This is a genomic window from Sphingomonas sp. S2-65 (assembly GCF_021513175.1).
In the GTDB taxonomy this organism is placed as follows: Bacteria; Pseudomonadota; Alphaproteobacteria; order Sphingomonadales; family Sphingomonadaceae; genus Sphingomonas.
The window spans coordinates 3438948-3455397 of record NZ_CP090953.1; the positions used below are offsets into that span (position 1 = coordinate 3438948).

At 67.7% G+C, this 16450-nt stretch carries 10 protein-coding genes; 4 read left to right on the forward strand and 6 right to left on the reverse strand.

Going from position 1 to position 16450, the window contains the following annotated elements:
- The first annotated feature begins 240 nt into the window (after window positions 1–240).
- Complete coding sequence (locus tag LZ586_RS16155; RefSeq protein ID WP_235077337.1) at window positions 241–978, forward strand: GntR family transcriptional regulator; 738 nt, start codon at window positions 241–243, stop codon at window positions 976–978.
- 64 nt (window positions 979–1042) lie between these two features.
- Complete coding sequence (galA, locus tag LZ586_RS16160; protein WP_235077338.1) at window positions 1043–3940, forward strand: beta-galactosidase GalA; 2898 nt, start codon at window positions 1043–1045, stop codon at window positions 3938–3940.
- Between the two features lie 33 nt (window positions 3941–3973).
- On the opposite strand, the gene nagE is transcribed toward galA, so the two are convergent.
- The 6 genes from nagE to LZ586_RS16190 all read right to left on the reverse strand — a co-directional run bounded on the left by nagE (window position 3974) and on the right by LZ586_RS16190 (window position 11954).
- Window positions 3974–5695: an N-acetylglucosamine-specific PTS transporter subunit IIBC gene (nagE, locus tag LZ586_RS16165; RefSeq protein WP_235077339.1), complete on the reverse strand. Its 1722-nt coding sequence runs from the start codon at window positions 5693–5695 to the stop codon at window positions 3974–3976.
- Window positions 5692–8235 (reverse strand): phosphoenolpyruvate--protein phosphotransferase, encoded by a 2544-nt coding sequence (gene ptsP, locus LZ586_RS16170; RefSeq protein ID WP_235077340.1) that lies wholly within the window; start codon window positions 8233–8235, stop codon window positions 5692–5694. Before ptsP ends, nagE begins: the two co-directional genes overlap by 4 nt.
- 27 nt (window positions 8236–8262) lie before the next feature.
- Window positions 8263–9393 carry an N-acetylglucosamine-6-phosphate deacetylase gene (gene nagA, locus LZ586_RS16175; RefSeq protein WP_235077341.1) on the reverse strand — a complete coding sequence of 377 codons (1131 nt, stop codon included), beginning with the start codon at window positions 9391–9393 and terminating at the stop codon, window positions 8263–8265.
- On the reverse strand, window positions 9390–10439 hold the full coding sequence (locus LZ586_RS16180) for an SIS domain-containing protein (RefSeq protein WP_235077342.1): 1050 nt from the start codon (window positions 10437–10439) through the stop codon (window positions 9390–9392). The genes nagA and LZ586_RS16180 overlap by 4 nt, the downstream gene beginning before the upstream one ends.
- Window positions 10440–10477: 38 nt before the next feature.
- Window positions 10478–11236 carry a copper homeostasis protein CutC gene (locus tag LZ586_RS16185; RefSeq protein WP_235077343.1) on the reverse strand — a complete coding sequence of 253 codons (759 nt, stop codon included), beginning with the start codon at window positions 11234–11236 and terminating at the stop codon, window positions 10478–10480.
- Between the two features lie 112 nt (window positions 11237–11348).
- The gene (locus tag LZ586_RS16190; protein ID WP_235077344.1) at window positions 11349–11954 is read right to left on the reverse strand and encodes a TetR/AcrR family transcriptional regulator; all 606 of its coding nucleotides are present in this window, start codon (window positions 11952–11954) and stop codon (window positions 11349–11351) included.
- 103 nt (window positions 11955–12057) lie between these two features.
- Here LZ586_RS16190 and LZ586_RS16195 point away from each other — a divergent pair, with 103 nt between their 5' ends.
- A complete protein-coding gene (locus tag LZ586_RS16195; RefSeq protein ID WP_235077345.1) occupies window positions 12058–13251 on the forward strand; it encodes an efflux RND transporter periplasmic adaptor subunit in 1194 nt (397 codons plus the stop codon).
- 6 nt (window positions 13252–13257) lie between these two features.
- The gene (locus LZ586_RS16200) at window positions 13258–16449 is read left to right on the forward strand and encodes an efflux RND transporter permease subunit (RefSeq protein ID WP_235077346.1); all 3192 of its coding nucleotides are present in this window, start codon (window positions 13258–13260) and stop codon (window positions 16447–16449) included.
- Window position 16450 lies beyond the last annotated feature (1 nt).

Sequence of the window (16450 nt, forward strand, 5' to 3'; positions counted from 1 at the left end):
TCCCGCAGCACCGCTTGCCCGCGGCCTGAACGGGTGTAACCAATATAAGTCCTTAGGCACAATAGCATGATGCTGCACCGGTCGCCGTCAGCGACATATCCTTACAATTCAGCTGAGCTCCTTCCGAGCTCTCCGCATACCAATGTGGATCCACCACGATGCCCGTTGTTACCTGCGCGCAGTTGCGATAGCCTCGCCAGCCAAAGAACCGCGCAAGGGGCGGCGCGTAGGGGAGTATCGATGACGTTTTCGGATCAGGTGGGGCGTTTCCGCGAGGATAATCCGTCCCCCCTCTACCTTCAACTCCAGCAGCTGATCCGCGACGGGATCGGCGCGAACGTCCTGAGCCAGGGCGACGCCATTCCACCCGAGCGCGATCTGGCGATCGAGTATGACGTATCGCGCATCACCGTGCGCAAGGCGATCGGCGGTCTGGTGGAGGAGGGGCTGCTCACCCGCCGTCGTGGCGCCGGCACCTTCGTCGCCGGACGAGTGGAGAAGAGCTTCTCCAAGCTGTCCTCATTCACCGAGGACATGGCCGCGCGCGGCCGCAAGGCGAGCAGCAGCTGGATCTCGCGCGCGCCGGGCCAGGTTAACCCGGAGGAAGCGATGATGCTCGGCCTTTCGCCCGGCGCGCCGGTCTTGCGGTTCGCCCGCATCCGCTATGCCGACGAAGAGCCGATGGCGCTCGAATTCACGACGATCCCGGGCTATTGCCTGGCCTCGGTCGAGGCGGTCGAGGACTCGCTCTACGGAGCGCTCGAGAAGATCGGCAACCGCCCCGTGCGCGCGCTCCAGCGGCTGCGTGCGGTGCCGTTCGGCGGCGAGCACGCCCGCATGCTCGGCGTCGACCCCGGCCATGCCGGCCTGCTGATCGAGCGGCGTGCGTTCCTGCGTGACGGTCGCCCGGCCGAAGTCACCCGCTCTTATTATCGCGGCGACGCCTATGATTTCGTTGCCGAGTTGAGCGACATCTAACGCGCAACGCAATCCTGTTCTTGTTTCAGGCCGCGCAGTGTCGCGGCCCAGTCGGAGTTTCGCCATGGATCGTCGTCAAGTCCTTCGCGGGAGCGTGGGTGCCGGCGCCCTGGTCGCGGTTCCGCTCCGCGAGGCATCCGCCGCGGCGCTGCGCGACGATGGCTTCCCGATGCCGCAGCCGGTACCCGGGCCACGGCCACGGCTTCCCGGATCCGACCCGTCGCGCACGTTGCTGGAGCTTGGCTGGCGCTTCCACGAAGGCGACATCCGCACCGCCGAGCCGCAGGGGCATCACGAGACCTATCTGAGCGTCAAGGCCGGCAACGCGCTGGGCGCGGCGGCAATGGGCTATGACGACAGCGACTGGAGCGAGGTCCGGCTCCCGCACGACTGGGCGGCGGCGCAGCCGTTCGTCGAGAGCGCCAATGTCTCGCAAGGCTATCGTCCGCGCGGCATCGGCTGGTACCGCCGCACGCTGCGCCTCGACCCCGCCGACCGCGGCAAGACGATCGAGCTGCATTTCGACGGCATCGCCACCAACGCCACGATCTGGGTCAACGGCAGCATCGTCGCGCATAATTGGTCCGCCTATAACAGCATCCATGTCGACCTGACCCCGTTCGCGCGCTTCGCCCAGGAAATGAACGTCATCGCCATCCGCGTCGACGCCGATGCCAAGGAGGGCTGGTGGTACGAGGGCGCCGGGCTGTATCGCCACGCCTGGCTTGTCCGCCGCGCGCCGGTATCGATCGTCAGTGACGGGGTGCATTGCGACCCCAGGCTCGTCGGTGGCCGCTGGCAGGTCCCCGTGACCGCGACGCTCGGCAACGTCGGACGTGAGGCTGCGGCAGTGACGGTCGAGGCCGCTTTGTTAGATCCCGAAGGTCGTGAGATCGCCACCGCACGGGCCGACGCCAGCGTCTCCGCGCTCGGCCGCGCCGATGCCCAGCTGACCCTCGATCCCGGAACGCCGCGGCTGTGGTCGGTCGAGACCCCGGCGCTCTACACCGTGCGTACCCGCGTGCTCCGCGACGGCGTCGTGGTCGACGAGCGCCGCGTCGCGATCGGCTTCCGCACGATCCGCTTCGATCCCGACCAGGGTCTGTTCGTCAACGATGCCCCTGTGAAGCTGAAGGGCGTTTGCCTGCACCAGGACCATGCCGGCGTCGGCGTGGCACTGCCCGATGCGCTGATCGCCTGGCGGCTCGAGCGGCTGAAGGCGATGGGCTGCAACGCGATCCGCATGTCGCATAATGCCGCCACTGCCGAGCTGATGGACTGGTGCGACCGGATGGGCTTCCTGGTCATGGCCGAGAACCGGCTGTTCAATCCAGCGCCCGATTACATGGCGCAGCTCGAATGGCTGGTGCGGCGCGACCGCAACCGGCCCAGCGTGATCCTGTGGTCGGTGTTCAACGAAGAGCCGATGCAGGGCACCGAAGCAGGTGTCGAGATGGTCCGCCGCATGGCCGCCGCCGTGCATCGCCTCGACGGCAGCCGGCCGGTCACCGGCGCGATGAACGGATCCTTCTACAACCCGGTCAACGTGTCGAGCGAACTCGATGTGATGGGGTTCAATTACTATCAGGCCGACTACGACAAGTTCCACGCGCTCAACCCCACCAAGCCGATTACCAGCTCGGAGGATACCAGCGCCTACGAGACACGTGGCGCGTTCGAGACGAACGCTGCCGGCCACGTCATCACTTCCTACGATACCGAGGCGACGAGCTGGGGCGCGACTCACCGCGACACCTGGAAGAACATCGCTGCGCGGCCGTTCGTCGCGGGCGGGTTCGTGTGGACCGGGTTCGACTATCATGGCGAACCGACGCCGCATGACTGGCCGACGATCGCCAGCTTCTTCGGTATCCTCGATCTGTGCGGCTTCCCCAAGACTGCGTTCGACATCCACCGCGCGCATTGGATGGACGACAAACCGGTGGTGGCGATCGCCCCGCATTGGACCTGGCCGGGGCGCGAGGGACAGCCGATCAAGGTGTTCGTGAGCAGCAATGCCGAAACCGTCGCTTTGCGGCTGAACGGACGCGAACTCGGAGTCCAGAAGGTCGACCGCATCATGGGCAACGAATGGAGCGTGCCCTACGCGCCCGGCCGGATCGAAGCACTGGCGATGCGCGGCGGCAAGGTCGTCGCGCATGCGGTGCACGAGACCGCCGGCGCTCCGGTCGCGCTGCGACTGACGCCGGCGCGAACCGCAATGGCCGGCGATGATGAGGATAGCCAGCCGATCACGATCAGCGCCGTGGATGCCCGCGGTCGCCACGTGCCCACCGCGAACCTGATGACGCGCTTCACGGTTTCCGGCGCGACGATCCTGGGCGTTGGGAATGGGGATCCCAACAGCCATGAGCCCGAGCAGGTCGCGCCTGGCGCGGGCAGCCGCTCGCTGTTCAACGGTCTTGCGCAGCTGATCGTGCGCGCAGGCAAGGGGCGTGGCAGCATCACCGTGCAAGCGATGGCGAATGGATTGAAACCAGCGACGCTGACGATCGCGCGCGCGGACATCGCGCCGCGTCTTCAGGTGGCGGTGATGCCGCAGGTCCAGGCGCTCACCGACTGGCGGCGCTCCGCCCGCTTCACGGATCAGCCCGCGCCGACGCTGGCTCCGGCGGACGGCGACAACAACAGTTGGGACTTCGTCAAGAGCGGCACGGCGACACCTGCCGATGCGCAGCCCGGCTGGCGCGCCTACCGCACCCGCGCGACGCCGTGGAAGCGCGTCGCCGCACAGGGAGGAACGATCCTGTTTGAAAGCGTGGGCGGCCGCGCCGAGCTGTGGGTCGATGGGCGCAAGCTGGCGCACAAGGCCGACGCCGCGCCGGGTCCGCTGCGCGCCCCGCTGGCAGCGGGGCAGGGAACCCGTACGATCGTTCTGCTGGTCGAGGCGCCGGCGGGTGCCCGCTCGGGGCTCCTGGGGCCGGTGACGATCGTGCCGTGAACTGCTCCCCTCCCGTGTGAGGAGGGGAATGCGTTATCCGGTCAGCACGGCGTTCATGGTGCCGGGAGGCAGCAGCAGGTGAACCAGCCCGTTGCCGGGACGGGCCACCGAGCGGACACCTAGCGCCGTCAGCGCCGTCTCGACGGCCTTGGCGGGATCGTTCAGTTCCACGCGCACGCGCGATCCGTATACGCTTACGCCGCAGACATTGTCCGCCCCACCCAGCGCGCTCAGCGCCTCCGGAGTGAGCGCTGCGCTGGAGGCCGAGAGCGCCGTCGGCGTTGCCGCCGCTGTCACGGCCAACTGCCCACCACCCGCTGCCAACGCGTCGCGAATTTCCACCGCCACTGAGTCCGCGATGGGGCCCAGCACCACCTGCAGCGCATGCGCAGAAGGCTTGATGATCCCGCGCGCACCCAGCGCCTTGAGCGCCGCCTCGTCGACCTTCGCCTGGTCGGCGACCATCAGCCGCAGCCGAGTGGTGCAGGCGTTGACGCTCGTCAGGTTGGCCGCGCCGCCAAGTGCCCGGGCAAAGGCTGCGCCGCGTTCACCGGCGGTCACCGCCGCCGCCACTGGGACCGCCGCTTCGGGCTCGCGGCCGGGAGTCTGCAAGTTGAAGCGCCGGATGACGAAGCTGAAGATGCCGTAATACAGCGCGAAATAGACCGCGCCGACAGGCAGCAGCAGCAGCGGCCGGGTGGCCTTGCCGAAGTTCAGAACATAGTCGAACAGCCCCGCCGAGAAGCCGAAGCCAAGCTTCACGCCCAGCAGGTCCATCAGCACCATCGCCACGCCGGTCAGCACCGCATGCACGGCGTAGAGCGCCGGCGCCAGGAACATGAAGCTGAATTCGATCGGCTCGGTCACCCCGGTGAGCATCGACGTGAGCGCCAGGCTGAACAGCAGTCCGCCTACTGCCTTGCGCCGTTCGGGCAGCGCCGACCGGTACATGGCCAGGCACGCGGCGGGCAGGCCGAACATCATCACCGGGAAAAAACCTGCCATGAAGCTTCCCGCAGTAGGATCACCGGCGAAGAAGCGGCGAAGGTCGCCACCGACGCCGTGGAAGTCGCCTTGCACGAACCAGAACACGTTGTTCAGGATGTGATGAAGGCCGGTGACCAACAGCAGCCGGTTGAGCAGGCCGAACAGGAACAGGCCCAGGCTGCCCGAACCCGCGATACCGCGGCCAAGCCCGTCGATCCCGGCGCTCAGGTGCGAGAAGCCGAGCCCGAAGATCAGCGCCAGTGCGACCCCGGCAAGACCACTGACGATCGGCACGAAGCGGCGACCGCCGAAAAACGCCAGATATTCGGGGAGCTTGATCGTTGAAAAACGATTGTAGAAGGTGCCGCCGATCAGTCCCGACAGGATGCCGATCGGCACGTCGAGCCGCGAGATCGCCTTGGCCTTCCACGCTGCGACGGTGATGTCGAGGGTGGGTCCGCTCAGTCCGGCGCCGATGTCGGCGGGCACGGTCATCAGCACCTTGGCGGATTCAGTCGCGACCAGGAAGCAGACGATGCCTGCCAGGGGGGCGGCACCGTTGCCGTCCTTGGCATAGCCCGTGGCGACACCGATCGCGAACAACAGGCCCAGGTGAGAGAACAGCGCGTCACCGGCGGCGCTCAGAAAGGCGATGTCGAGCAGATCGGGCTGACCCAGCCGCAGCAACAGGCCTGCGACCGGCAGTACGGCGATCGGCAGCATCAGGGCACGGCCCAGCGGCTGCAGCAGTTCCAGGATCGACTTCATGCGGTGAACTCCCGGGCAAGCGAGCGGACATCGGCTGCGGTCGCGCAGCCGAGCGCGGCAGCGGCATGGGAGCGGACCGCTTCGCGCGTCAGGCTCGATACCAGCGCCTTGATGTCGGGAACGATCGCTGGCGTCGCGGACAGTTCGGTGACGCCCAGGCCCAGCAGGATCGGCACGGCGAGTGGATCCGATGCCAGCCCGCCGCACACACCGATCCACCGGCCATGGGCCCGCGCGCCGCGGCATGTGTCGGCGATCAGCCGCAGCACCGCCGGGTGCAGCCCATCGACGGCACTCGCCACCGCCGCGTTTCCGCGGTCCATGGCGAGGGTGTACTGAGTAAGATCGTTGGTCCCGATCGACAGGAAATCGGCTTCTGCCGCCAGCAGGTCCGCCGTGGCCGCCGCGGCAGGCGTTTCCACCATCACTCCCAGCTCGATCCGCCCGATGATGCCCAGTTCGACGCGGATCCGCTCCAGCACCGTCCGTACCTGGCGCAGTTCGTCGACGCCTGCGATCATCGGCACCATGATCCGGCATTGACCGACCGGCTGGACCTGCAGGATCGCGCGGATCTGGTCTTCCAGCAGCTGCGGATGCGCAAAGCCGACGCGGATGCCGCGCAGGCCGAGCGCCGGGTTTTCCTCCGCTGCGATCGGCAGATAGGGCGCTGGCTTGTCGCCGCCGATATCGAGCAGGCGGACGATCAGCGGGCGACCGTCCAACGTGTCGGCGATCGCCTGATAGTCGGCGGTCTGTTCGTCGACGCTCGGCGCGGTATCGCGGTCGAGGAACAGGAACTCGGTGCGCAGCAACCCCGAGCCTTCGGCCCCGTTGGCGACGGCCAGCTCGGCATCTGTGCGTGATCCGAGATTGGCGAACACTTCGATCCGCGTGCCGTCGGCCATGTGGCAGGGATTGGCTGCGGTCGCTTTGGCGGCAGCGCGGCGCGCGGCGCGTTCCGCGACGGTCGCGGTCGCCTGCGCGAGTGCCGCGTCATCGGGGCCGACATGCAACTGACCCAGTCCGGCATCCAGTACCAGCGCAGTCTCGTCGTCGATCTGGCGTAACACTGGCCCCAGCGCGACCAGCATCGGGAGCCCCATGCTAGCGGCGAGGATCGCAACGTGCGAGGTCGGCCCCCCACGCTCGACACACAGGCCCAGAACATTCGCCGGATCGATCGCCATTAGTTGCGAGGGCAGCAGGTCCTCGGCGATCAGGATCGTTCCGGCCGGCAACGCTAGCGGCGCTTCCTCACGTCCGGCGAGGATCAGCAGCACGCGCCGTTCCAGATCGCGCAAATCGTCGGCGCGCTCAGCCAGCCGGGCATCGCCCGCAGCCCGCAGCGCCTCCGCCTGCGGCCGGATCGCCGCGCGCCAGGCCTCGACCGCGCTCGCGCCGCCGCCAATCGCTTCCGCCGCGGCGGCGAGCAGCCCGGCATCGTCCAGCATCGCGCGATGCGCTTCGACGATCGCCCGCTGTGCGCCGCTACTATGCGCCACCTCGGCGTCCAGCCGCGCCGCCAGCGTAGCCCGTGCGGCGTCGAGCCGTGCCTGCGCATCGGCGGCGTCCTCGCGCACGGGATGTACCTCGACATCCGGCAGCACGAAACGGCGCGCGTGGCCGACCGCGAGCCCCGGCGACGCGGTCACCCCGGCAAGCTTGCCGTCGGCCGGAAGCGTGGTCGCTGCGATCGCCGGTGCCGCGCTGGTTTGTACGGGAGCAGGCGCATGGCCCTTTTCGCCCATGCCGCTCTCGATCAGCGCCGCCAGCGCGGCCACCGCTTCCTCGGCCTGCAGCCCCTCTGCGGCGATGGTGATCGTATCGCCGAAACCGATCGCCAGCGTGAGCAGCCCCACCGGGCTCCGCACGTCGGCGCTACGGCCCCCCTTGCGCAGGGTGATGTCGGCGGACAGCCCGGCGACGGCATCGCGAAGCCGCGCGGCCGGGCGGGCATGGATGCCGTGCGCCAGCGGGACGACGACGATCCGCTCGGCGCGTTCACCTGCTGCCTGCGCCACTGCGCGCGGCGCATCGGCAACCCGGCGCGGCCGCAACGCGAAGATGTCGTCGCCCGCCGTCACTGCCCCGTCCTCGCGGGTGCGCACCAGCGCATAGCCCGGCGTTTCCAGCAGCAGCACCGGCGTGATCACTGCGGGCGCCGCGCACACCACCGCGTCCAGGTCGAAGCGGATCAGCGGATCGCCCTTGCGCACTCGGTCGCCCACCGCGACGCACGGGGCGAAGCCCTCGCCGTTCAACGCGACGGTATCCAGGCCGATGTGCATCAGGATCTGCGCGCCCTCGGCCGCGATGATCGTCACTGCATGGCCGCTCGGCTGGAGCACGCTCACTTCGCCGTCGCATGGCGCGACCAGGCAGCCCTCGGTCGGGTCGATCGCCACTCCGTCGCCCAGCATGCGCTGCGCGAAGACCGGATCGGCCACTTCGTCCAGCCCCGAGAGCCAGCCGGTGAGGGGCGCGCCGATGGCGATGCTCGCCCCGGCATTGTCGTCGTTGGGAAGCGGCGAAATCATGCTCAGGGCTGGTCTCTCGGCGAAAGTTCAGGCGGTACGGATGCCGGCGATCCAGGTGCCGGCGGGCTGCAGATCGCGCGTCAGTTGAACCCAGTCGGCGGTCAGGCCGGGTGCCAGCGCGCCGCGCTCGCCACGCAGGCCCAGGAACGCGGCGGGGCTGGTCGCGGCCATCGCGGCGGCGTCGGCGTGCGACAGCCCGATCCGCGTCACGGCATTGCGGAACGCGCCGGCCATGTCGAGCGACGATCCGGCCAGCGTCCCGTCCTCGCCCAGGCAGCGCCCGCCCTCGACCAGGATGCGCCGGCCGTGCAAGTCGAACTCGGCGACATCGGCGCCCACGCTCGGCATCGCGTCGGTGACGAGCAAGAACCGGTCGTGCGGCCGCGCGCGCACCGCGATGCGCACCGCCGCGTCATGGACGTGGAAGCCGTCCAGGATCAGCCCGCAATAGATCGCCTGGTCCTCGATCGCCGCGCCGACCACGCCGGGCGCGCGGTGCAGCAGCGGCGACATCGCGTTGAACAGGTGCGTGACCCCGGTCATCCCCGCGGCGATCGCCGCCTTGGCGGTGTCGTAATCGGCGTCGCTGTGGCCGATGCTCAGGATCACTCCTGCGGCGTGCAGCCGGCGGATATCCTCGAGCGACACCATTTCGGGCGCCAGCGTCAGCATCACCTTGCCCCGGCGCGGCCGTGTCAGCAGCGCCAGGAGATCCTCGTCTAGCCGGCGAAATTTCTCCGGGTCGTGGATGCCCTTGCGGGTCACGCTGATGATCGGCCCCTCGATGTGCACGCCGATGCACCCCGCAACGCCCGCCTCGATCGCGGCGTCGGTAGCGTCGAGCGCGCGTGCGATCACCTCGGGCGAATCGCTGATCAGCGTCGGCAGGAAGCCGGTGGTGCCATAGCGCGCATGCGCCCGGCCGATGGCGTCGATGCCCTCGACCGTCGGCGCGTCGTTGAACAACACCCCGCCGCCGCCATTGACCTGGGTGTCGATGAAGCCCGGGACGAGCCAGCCGCCATCCAGGTCGACCGTCTCGAACGAAGTCTGGTCGTCGATGGCGGCGATGCGGCCGCCCTCTACGGCGATGGTGGCATTCGCCAGAACGCTGGCGGGCGTGACGACATGCCCGTTGGTAAAGCGGATCGCGGTCATCGCGTTTCGGTGACCTTCTTTAGGTAAAGTGGCCGGTCGGGATCATGCCCGCGCGACACGGACAGCGCATTGGCCATGTGGTAGAAGCTCTGCACCATCAGGATCGGCTCGATCGCCGGATGGGCGCGCAACGCCGGCAGGGTGGCAGTCGACCCGCCCCGGGCATCGGCCAGGCACACCCGCGCGCCGCGCTCGGCGAACTCGGCCGCCGCCTCGCGCACGCTGTCCCCCGCGGCGTCGGAAGTCGCGAACGCCAGCACCGGAAAGCCCTCGCCGACGATCGCCATCGGCCCGTGCCGGACTTCGGCGGCGCTGAACGCCTCGGCGTGCAATCCGCAGGTTTCCTTGAACTTCAGCGCGGCTTCCTGGGCGATGCCGAAGCTGTAGCCGCGCCCGATCACGAACAGGTTGGTCGCATCCTGCAGCACCCGCACCGCGTCGCTCCAGTCGATCGCGCCGGCTTGTTCGAGCTGCGCGGGCAGTTCCGCCAGCGCAGTGCGCAGGGCGTCATCGTCGGCCCATTCCGCCACCAGCGCCACGAACGCAGCCAGCGAGGCGATATAGGATTTGGTCGCCGCCACCGATCGCTCGGGTCCGGCCTTCAGCCCGATGCAGGTGTCGGCCAGCGCCGCCAGCGGCGATTCCTCGTCGTTGACGAACGCGACGACCTGCGCGCCGGCTTCCTGATGTGCCTTGACGGTGGCGAGCAGGTCGGGGCTGCGCCCGCTCTGCGAGATCGCGATGCACAGCGCGTTGCCCGTGGCCACCGGCGCCGCGAACACCGACGCCGTCGAAGGCGCCGCCGAGGCGACCGGAATGCCGATCAGCGTCTCGATCAAATACTTGCCATAGCTCGCCGCATGGTCGGACGAACCCCGCGCGCAGGTGACGATCCGCGCGGGCGGGTCGCTGCGCAGCTTGGCCGCCAGCGCCTTGAGCGCCGGCTCGTTCGCTTGCGTCAGCCGACGTACCACTTCGGCAGCCTCCGCCGCCTCGCTCTTCATCAGCGTCGCGCCCTCTGCGACCGCCTGCTGCTCAGCCCCCATCGCCCCGTTCTTTCGTTCCGTGTTGTACGATGGGTAAGTTATATATTGGTACTGTTCAAGGTCCTATGAGCGTCCAAATACGCCCGCAACACCGCGACCTTGCCGGCATCGGTACGAAGCGTGGGGCCGCTCTGGAAGCCGAAGCGTTGCTCCGCCTCGCTCGCGTCGCCGTCCGGGCCGCGGCAGGAGGCATGCACTTCGGGTACTCCGGTGCTCAGGATTGCAGGAAGCGTCGCCGCATCGACGCCACTACCCGCCAGGATGAGGATGCGTCCGTCCGCGCGTTGCACCAGCGATGCCAGCGTTCCCAATGCGTCCACGGCGCGGGGTTGCCCGCCGGAGGTGAGGATCCTCTCGAAGCCCAGGTCGATGGCAATGTCCAACGCATCGATCAGGTCGGGGCAGAGGTCGAAAGCGCGATGCAGCGTAAGTGACAGCGGCCGGCCGCGCTTTTCGCCCTCGGCCCGCGCCAGTGCCACCCAGTCCTTGAGCAACCCGCCGTCGAGCTTCCCGTCGGGGTCGCTCGCGCCGATCACCACGCCGGCAAGCCCCGCCTCGGCGGTCGCTCGAATGTCCTCGGCGACCAGCGCGGCCTCCGCAGCGCCATAGCGGAAATTGCCGTCGCGCGGACGCGCCAACAGGTGCGCGGGGAGGGGCGCCGCCGCGGCATATCGGATCAGCGACTGCGGCGGCGTCAGCCCGCCCAGGGCAAGCGCGGAACAAAGCTCGATCCGATCGGCGCCACCGGCAATCGCCGCGTCGATCCCCGCCGTGGTCTCCACGCAAATTTCCAGCATCTTGCTCTAAAACCTTCAGCTACGCCGTTGCCGCAGGATCCGTCCGCAGCCACCGCGTGCGGGTGGCCTGGAACATCATCCCAGATACCAATCGATACCTAACAGATGCGCATCAACGCGCCAGCGCGTCGATGCGCTCGTCGATGATCGCCGACACGCACCGGTACAGCGGCTGGATCTTCAGGTCCGGGTCGAACCCACGCCGCATCATCACCCCAATGCCGAGGGCCAGGATGAGGTCGATCAGACACTCGCGATCTTCCTCGCAATCTTCTCGCGACGCGATCGCGCGCAGTGCCGCGGAAAGACTGGTGCGGATCCGGACGTCGATCGAACGGTTGAACTCGGCAATCCGCACGTTGCGGCCGACCTCTGCGACGATTTCGCTCATCAGCCGGCATTCCTCGACAGGCTCGTCGCAGGACAGAAATCGGTCCATCCAGTCGCGGACCGCTCTCAAGTCACCCGCCGCTACTGCCGCGGCAAGGATTTCTTCTTCCAGCCATTCGGACACGTCGCGCTCGCAGATTGCGGCAATGATGTCTTCCTTGCTATGGAAGTCGCGATAGATCTGGCCGACCTTGATCCCCGAGGCGGCGGCGATCTGCGCCATTCCCGTTTGGTGGAAGCCATGTTCGATGAACAATGTGCGGGCGGTTTCAAGCAGATGTTCGCGCCGCGTCTCCGCGCGGGTCGGCTGCAATGCATTCTGTTCCATTCGGTATCTTTCTCCGGTTGCCAAGCCGGGGTCCTCTCCATATAAGCCCGCCCACCATATGTGTGTGAGCGTTCACTCACAACTCCTATCCTCCGGTGATTGCATGAAAAAACTTACGGCAGCTTTTGGCGTGGCGCTGATTCTGGGCGGCTGCGGCGGCAATGATGCTGCGGAGCAGCAAAAAGCTGCCGCGGCGGCTGCCGCTCCGCCCCAGGTGGGTGTGATCACCGTGCAGGAGCAGCCGGTGACGCTCAGCACCGAGCTGCCGGGACGCACTGCAGCCTATGAGACGTCGGAAGTGCGTCCGCAGGTGAACGGCATCGTGCTCCAGCGCCTGTTCGAGGAAGGCGACATGGTTCGCGCCGGTCAGCCGCTCTACAAGATCGATCCCGCGCCCTATCAGGCGCAGGTCGCCAGCGCCCAGGCGGCGCTCGCCCGCTCGCGTGCGGCGATCGCCTCCACCGGCGCGCTGTCGCGCCGCTACAACGAGCTGGTTCGCATCAACGCGATCTCGCGCCAGGAGGCGGAGAACGCCGTGACCGGTGCGCAACAGGCCCGGGCCGACGTTGCCGCACAGCAGGCGGCGCTGCGCTCGGCACAGATTGACTTGGCACGCACCACCATCCGCGCCCCGATCTCGGGACGGATCGGCCGGTCGACCTTCACCACCGGCGCGCTGGTCTCGGCCTCGCAGACCGAACCGCTGACCACTATCCAGCGCCTCGACCCTATCTTCGTCGACATCCAGCAGTCCAGCGCCGAGGTGCTGAACCTGCGCCAGCAGATCATGGACGGGCAGCTCAGCCGTGGCAGCGGCGCCGCCCGCGTGCGCCTGAAGCTGGAGAACGGCTCGACCTACCCGTCGGAAGGCACGCTGAAGTTCACCGACGTGACCGTGGATCCGACTACGGGCAGCCAGGTCATCCGGGCGGTCTTCTCCAATCCGCGCGGCCTGTTGCTGCCGGGCATGTTCGCGCGTGCCCAGCTGGCTGAGGGCACGAAGTCGAACGCGATCCTGGTGCCGCAGCGCGCCGTCAGCCGCGATGAGCGCGGCAACGCCACGGCGATGGTCGTGGGTGCGGGAGGCAAGATCGAGCCGCGTGCGCTCAAGACCGACCGCACGGTCGGCGACAATTGGCTGGTGACCGGCGGCCTGAAGACGGGTGACAAGGTGATCGTCGAGGGCGGCATGATGCTGCGCCCCGGCATGGCCGTGCAGCCGAAACCCTGGAACCCGAATGCCGCGGCGCCGGGTGGAACCCAGCCTCAGGCACAGGCTCAAAGTCAGGCGAAGTAACCAGCCATGTCACGCTATTTCATCGATCGCCCGATCTTCGCCTATGTGCTGGCGGTTATGGTCCTCATCGCCGGCATTCTGGCGGTGCGCACCTTGCCCATCGCACAGTTCCCGGCGATCGCGCCGCCAGCGGTTTCGATCACCGCGACCTATCCTGGTGCCGACGCGCAGACGCTGGAGAACACCACGACCCAGATCATCGAGCAGCAGATGAAGGGGATCGATCACCTTCGCTACTTCTCGTCCTCGTCCTCGTCGGCCGGCACCGTCTCGATCACCCTGACCTTCGAGCAGGGCACCGATCCCGACACTGCCCAGGTCCAGGTGCAGAACAAGCTGCAGGCGGCGACGCCGCTGCTTCCGCAGGAAGTGCAGCGCCAGGGCATCATCGTCGCCAAGGCGACTCAGAACATCCTGCTGTTCGTCGGCCTCTATTCGGAAAATGGAGCGCACAACGACGAAGACCTGGCCGACATCGTCGCCACCAGGATTGCGGATCCGCTCTCGCGCGTTACCGGCGTGGGCGATACCCAGGTGTTCGGCTCGCAATATGCGATGCGCATCTGGGTCGATCCGATCAAGCTCAACAATTACGCGCTGACCATGGCTGACGTTACCGCTGCGGTGACGGCGCAGAACGCGCAGGTTTCCGCCGGTCAGATCGGCGCCCAGCCCGCCCCCAAGGAGCAGATGCTCAACGCGACGGTGTCGGTCTCGTCGCGGCTGACCTCTCCGGAAGAATTCGCGAAGATCCGGCTGAAGAGCGGTACGAACGGATCGGTCGTGCGCCTCGGCGATGTCGCGCGGGTCGCGATCGGTTCGGAGAATTACGGCTTTTCCGCGCAGTGGAACGGCAAGGCTGCATCGGGCATCGCGGTCAAGCTGGCCCCGGGGGCCAACGCGCTCGACACCGTCGTTGCGGTCAAGGACCGGGTGAATGAACTCGCCAAGCAGTTCCCGTCCGACGTCAAGGTCATCTTCCCTTACGACACCTCGCCCTTCGTGCGGCTGTCGATCGAGCAGGTGATCGAGACGCTGGTCGAGGCGGTCGTGCTCGTCTTCCTCGTCATGTTCCTGTTCCTGCAGAACTTCCGTGCGACGCTGATCCCGACGATCGCGGTGCCGGTGGTGCTGACGGGCACGTTCGCCGTGCTCGCGATGTTCGGCTATTCGATCAACACGCTGACTCTGTTCGGCATGGTGCTCGCCATCGGGTTGCTGGTCGACGACGCGATCGTCGTGGTCGAGAATGTCGAGCGCTTGATCACCGACGAGCACCTGTCGCCCAGGGAGGCGGCCCGCAAGTCGATGGACGAGATCAGCGGTGCGCTGATCGGCATCGGCCTGGTGCTTTCGGCGGTGTTCCTGCCGATGGCATTCTTCGGGGGCTCGACCGGCGTCATCTATCGCCAGTTCTCTATCACCATCGTGTCGGCCATGGTGCTGTCGGTCGCGGTCGCGCTGATCCTGACCCCGGCGCTCTGCGCGACCATCCTCAAGCCTCATGATCCTAACAAGGGCGAGGGGAACGGTCCGCTTGCGCGCTTCTTCCGCTGGTTCAACCGCACGTTCGACCGCGGACGCGATCGCTACGAGCGAGGCACCCGCTCGACCGCGCGCCGATGGGGCCGCTCGCTCATCGCCTATGCATTGATCCTGGCGGGGCTGACCTTCCTGTTCGCACGGTTGCCGACCGGCTTTCTGCCTGAGGAGGATCAGGGCGTGATGATCGCGCTGGTGCAGGGGCCGTCGGGCGCCACCACCGCGCGGACCCAGAAGGGGCTCGACCTGGTTCGCGACCACTTCCTGCAGAATGCCGGCGGCGCGATCCGGGGCGTCTACACCGTCAACGGCTTCAGCTTCTCGGGCACCGGCCAGAACAGCGGCATCGCGTTCATTCCGATGAAGGAGTGGAAGGACCGTCCCGGCGCCGAGAACCGGGCGCAGGCGATCGTCGGCCGCGCGATGGGTGCGTTCTCGCAGTACAAGGACGGCCTGATCTTCGCGGTGATCCCGCCGGCGGTCCAGGAACTGGGCAACGCCACCGGCTTCGACCTCCAGCTCGTCGACGAAGCCGGCATCGGCCATGACAGGCTGCTCGCCGCGCGTAACCAGTTGCTCGGCATGGCGTCGCAGAACAAGTTGCTGGTGGGCGTGCGCCCCAACGCGCTCGACGACGCGCCGCAGCTCAAGGTCGACGTCGATCAGGACAAGGCGCGCGCGCTCGGGCTCGATCTGGCGACGGTGAACAGCACCATCGCCACGGCGTGGGGCGGGTCGTACGTCAACGACTTCATCGATCGCGGGCGGGTCAAGCGCGTGTATCTCCAGGCCGATGCACCCTATCGCATGGCGCCGGAGGACATTGGCGACCTGTACGTACGCGGCGAAACCGGCACCATGGCGCCGTTCACGGCCTTCTCCACGCTGTCCTGGCGCCAGGGGCCGATGCAGCTGACTCGCTACAATGGCCAGCCGTCGATGGAAATCCTGGGCCAGCCGGCGCCGGGGGTCTCGTCCGGCGCTGCGCTGAAGGCGATGCAGGAGATGCAGGCTAAGCTGCCGCCGGGCACGCGGCTCGACTGGACCGGGCTCAGCTATGAGGAGCAGCTGTCGGGCGGACAGGCTCCGGCGCTCTATGCCCTGTCGCTGCTGATCGTGTTCCTGTGCCTGGCCGCATTGTACGAAAGCTGGTCGGTGCCGATCGCGGTGCTGCTGGTGGTGCCGCTGGGCGTGCTCGGCGCGATGCTGGCGGCGTGGTTCACTGGGCTGAACAACGACATCTACCTCCAGGTCGGCCTGATCACCACGATCGGCGTCTCGGCGAAGAACGCGATCCTGATCGTCGAGTTCGCCGAGGAGCGGGTGCGCGACGGCATGAACGCCTTCGACGCGGCGGTGGAAGCCGCCAAGCTCCGGCTCCGCCCGATCCTGATGACGAGCCTTGCGTTCATCTTCGGCGTGATGCCGCTGGCGGTCTCCACCGGCGCGGGTGCCGGCGGCCAGAACGCGATCGGCCGCGCCGTGGTCGGCGGCATGTTGTCGGCCACCGTGCTCGCCATCTTCTTCGTGCCGATGTTCTTCGTGGTCGTGAGCCGGTTGTTCGGACACGGCCAGGGAGAGAGCGCCGCGACCGATGTCGCGCCCGACGCCGGCAACAAATCCTCCGATGGCGGCCGTCCGCCGCAGGGAGCATGAC

Coding starts and splice junctions, on each gene's coding strand:
- LZ586_RS16155 (WP_235077337.1), top strand. CDS start 241: ATGACGTTTTCGGATCAGGTGGGGCGTTTCCGCGAGGATAATCCGTCC.
- LZ586_RS16180 (WP_235077342.1), bottom strand. CDS start 10,439: ATGGGGGCTGAGCAGCAGGCGGTCGCAGAGGGCGCGACGCTGATGAAG.
- nagA (WP_235077341.1), bottom strand. CDS start 9,393: ATGACCGCGATCCGCTTTACCAACGGGCATGTCGTCACGCCCGCCAGC.
- ptsP (WP_235077340.1), bottom strand. CDS start 8,235: ATGATTTCGCCGCTTCCCAACGACGACAATGCCGGGGCGAGCATCGCC.
- LZ586_RS16195 (WP_235077345.1), top strand. CDS start 12,058: ATGAAAAAACTTACGGCAGCTTTTGGCGTGGCGCTGATTCTGGGCGGC.
- LZ586_RS16185 (WP_235077343.1), bottom strand. CDS start 11,236: ATGCTGGAAATTTGCGTGGAGACCACGGCGGGGATCGACGCGGCGATT.
- LZ586_RS16190 (WP_235077344.1), bottom strand. CDS start 11,954: ATGGAACAGAATGCATTGCAGCCGACCCGCGCGGAGACGCGGCGCGAA.
- LZ586_RS16200 (WP_235077346.1), top strand. CDS start 13,258: ATGTCACGCTATTTCATCGATCGCCCGATCTTCGCCTATGTGCTGGCG.
- nagE (WP_235077339.1), bottom strand. CDS start 5,695: ATGAAGTCGATCCTGGAACTGCTGCAGCCGCTGGGCCGTGCCCTGATG.
- galA (WP_235077338.1), top strand. CDS start 1,043: ATGGATCGTCGTCAAGTCCTTCGCGGGAGCGTGGGTGCCGGCGCCCTG.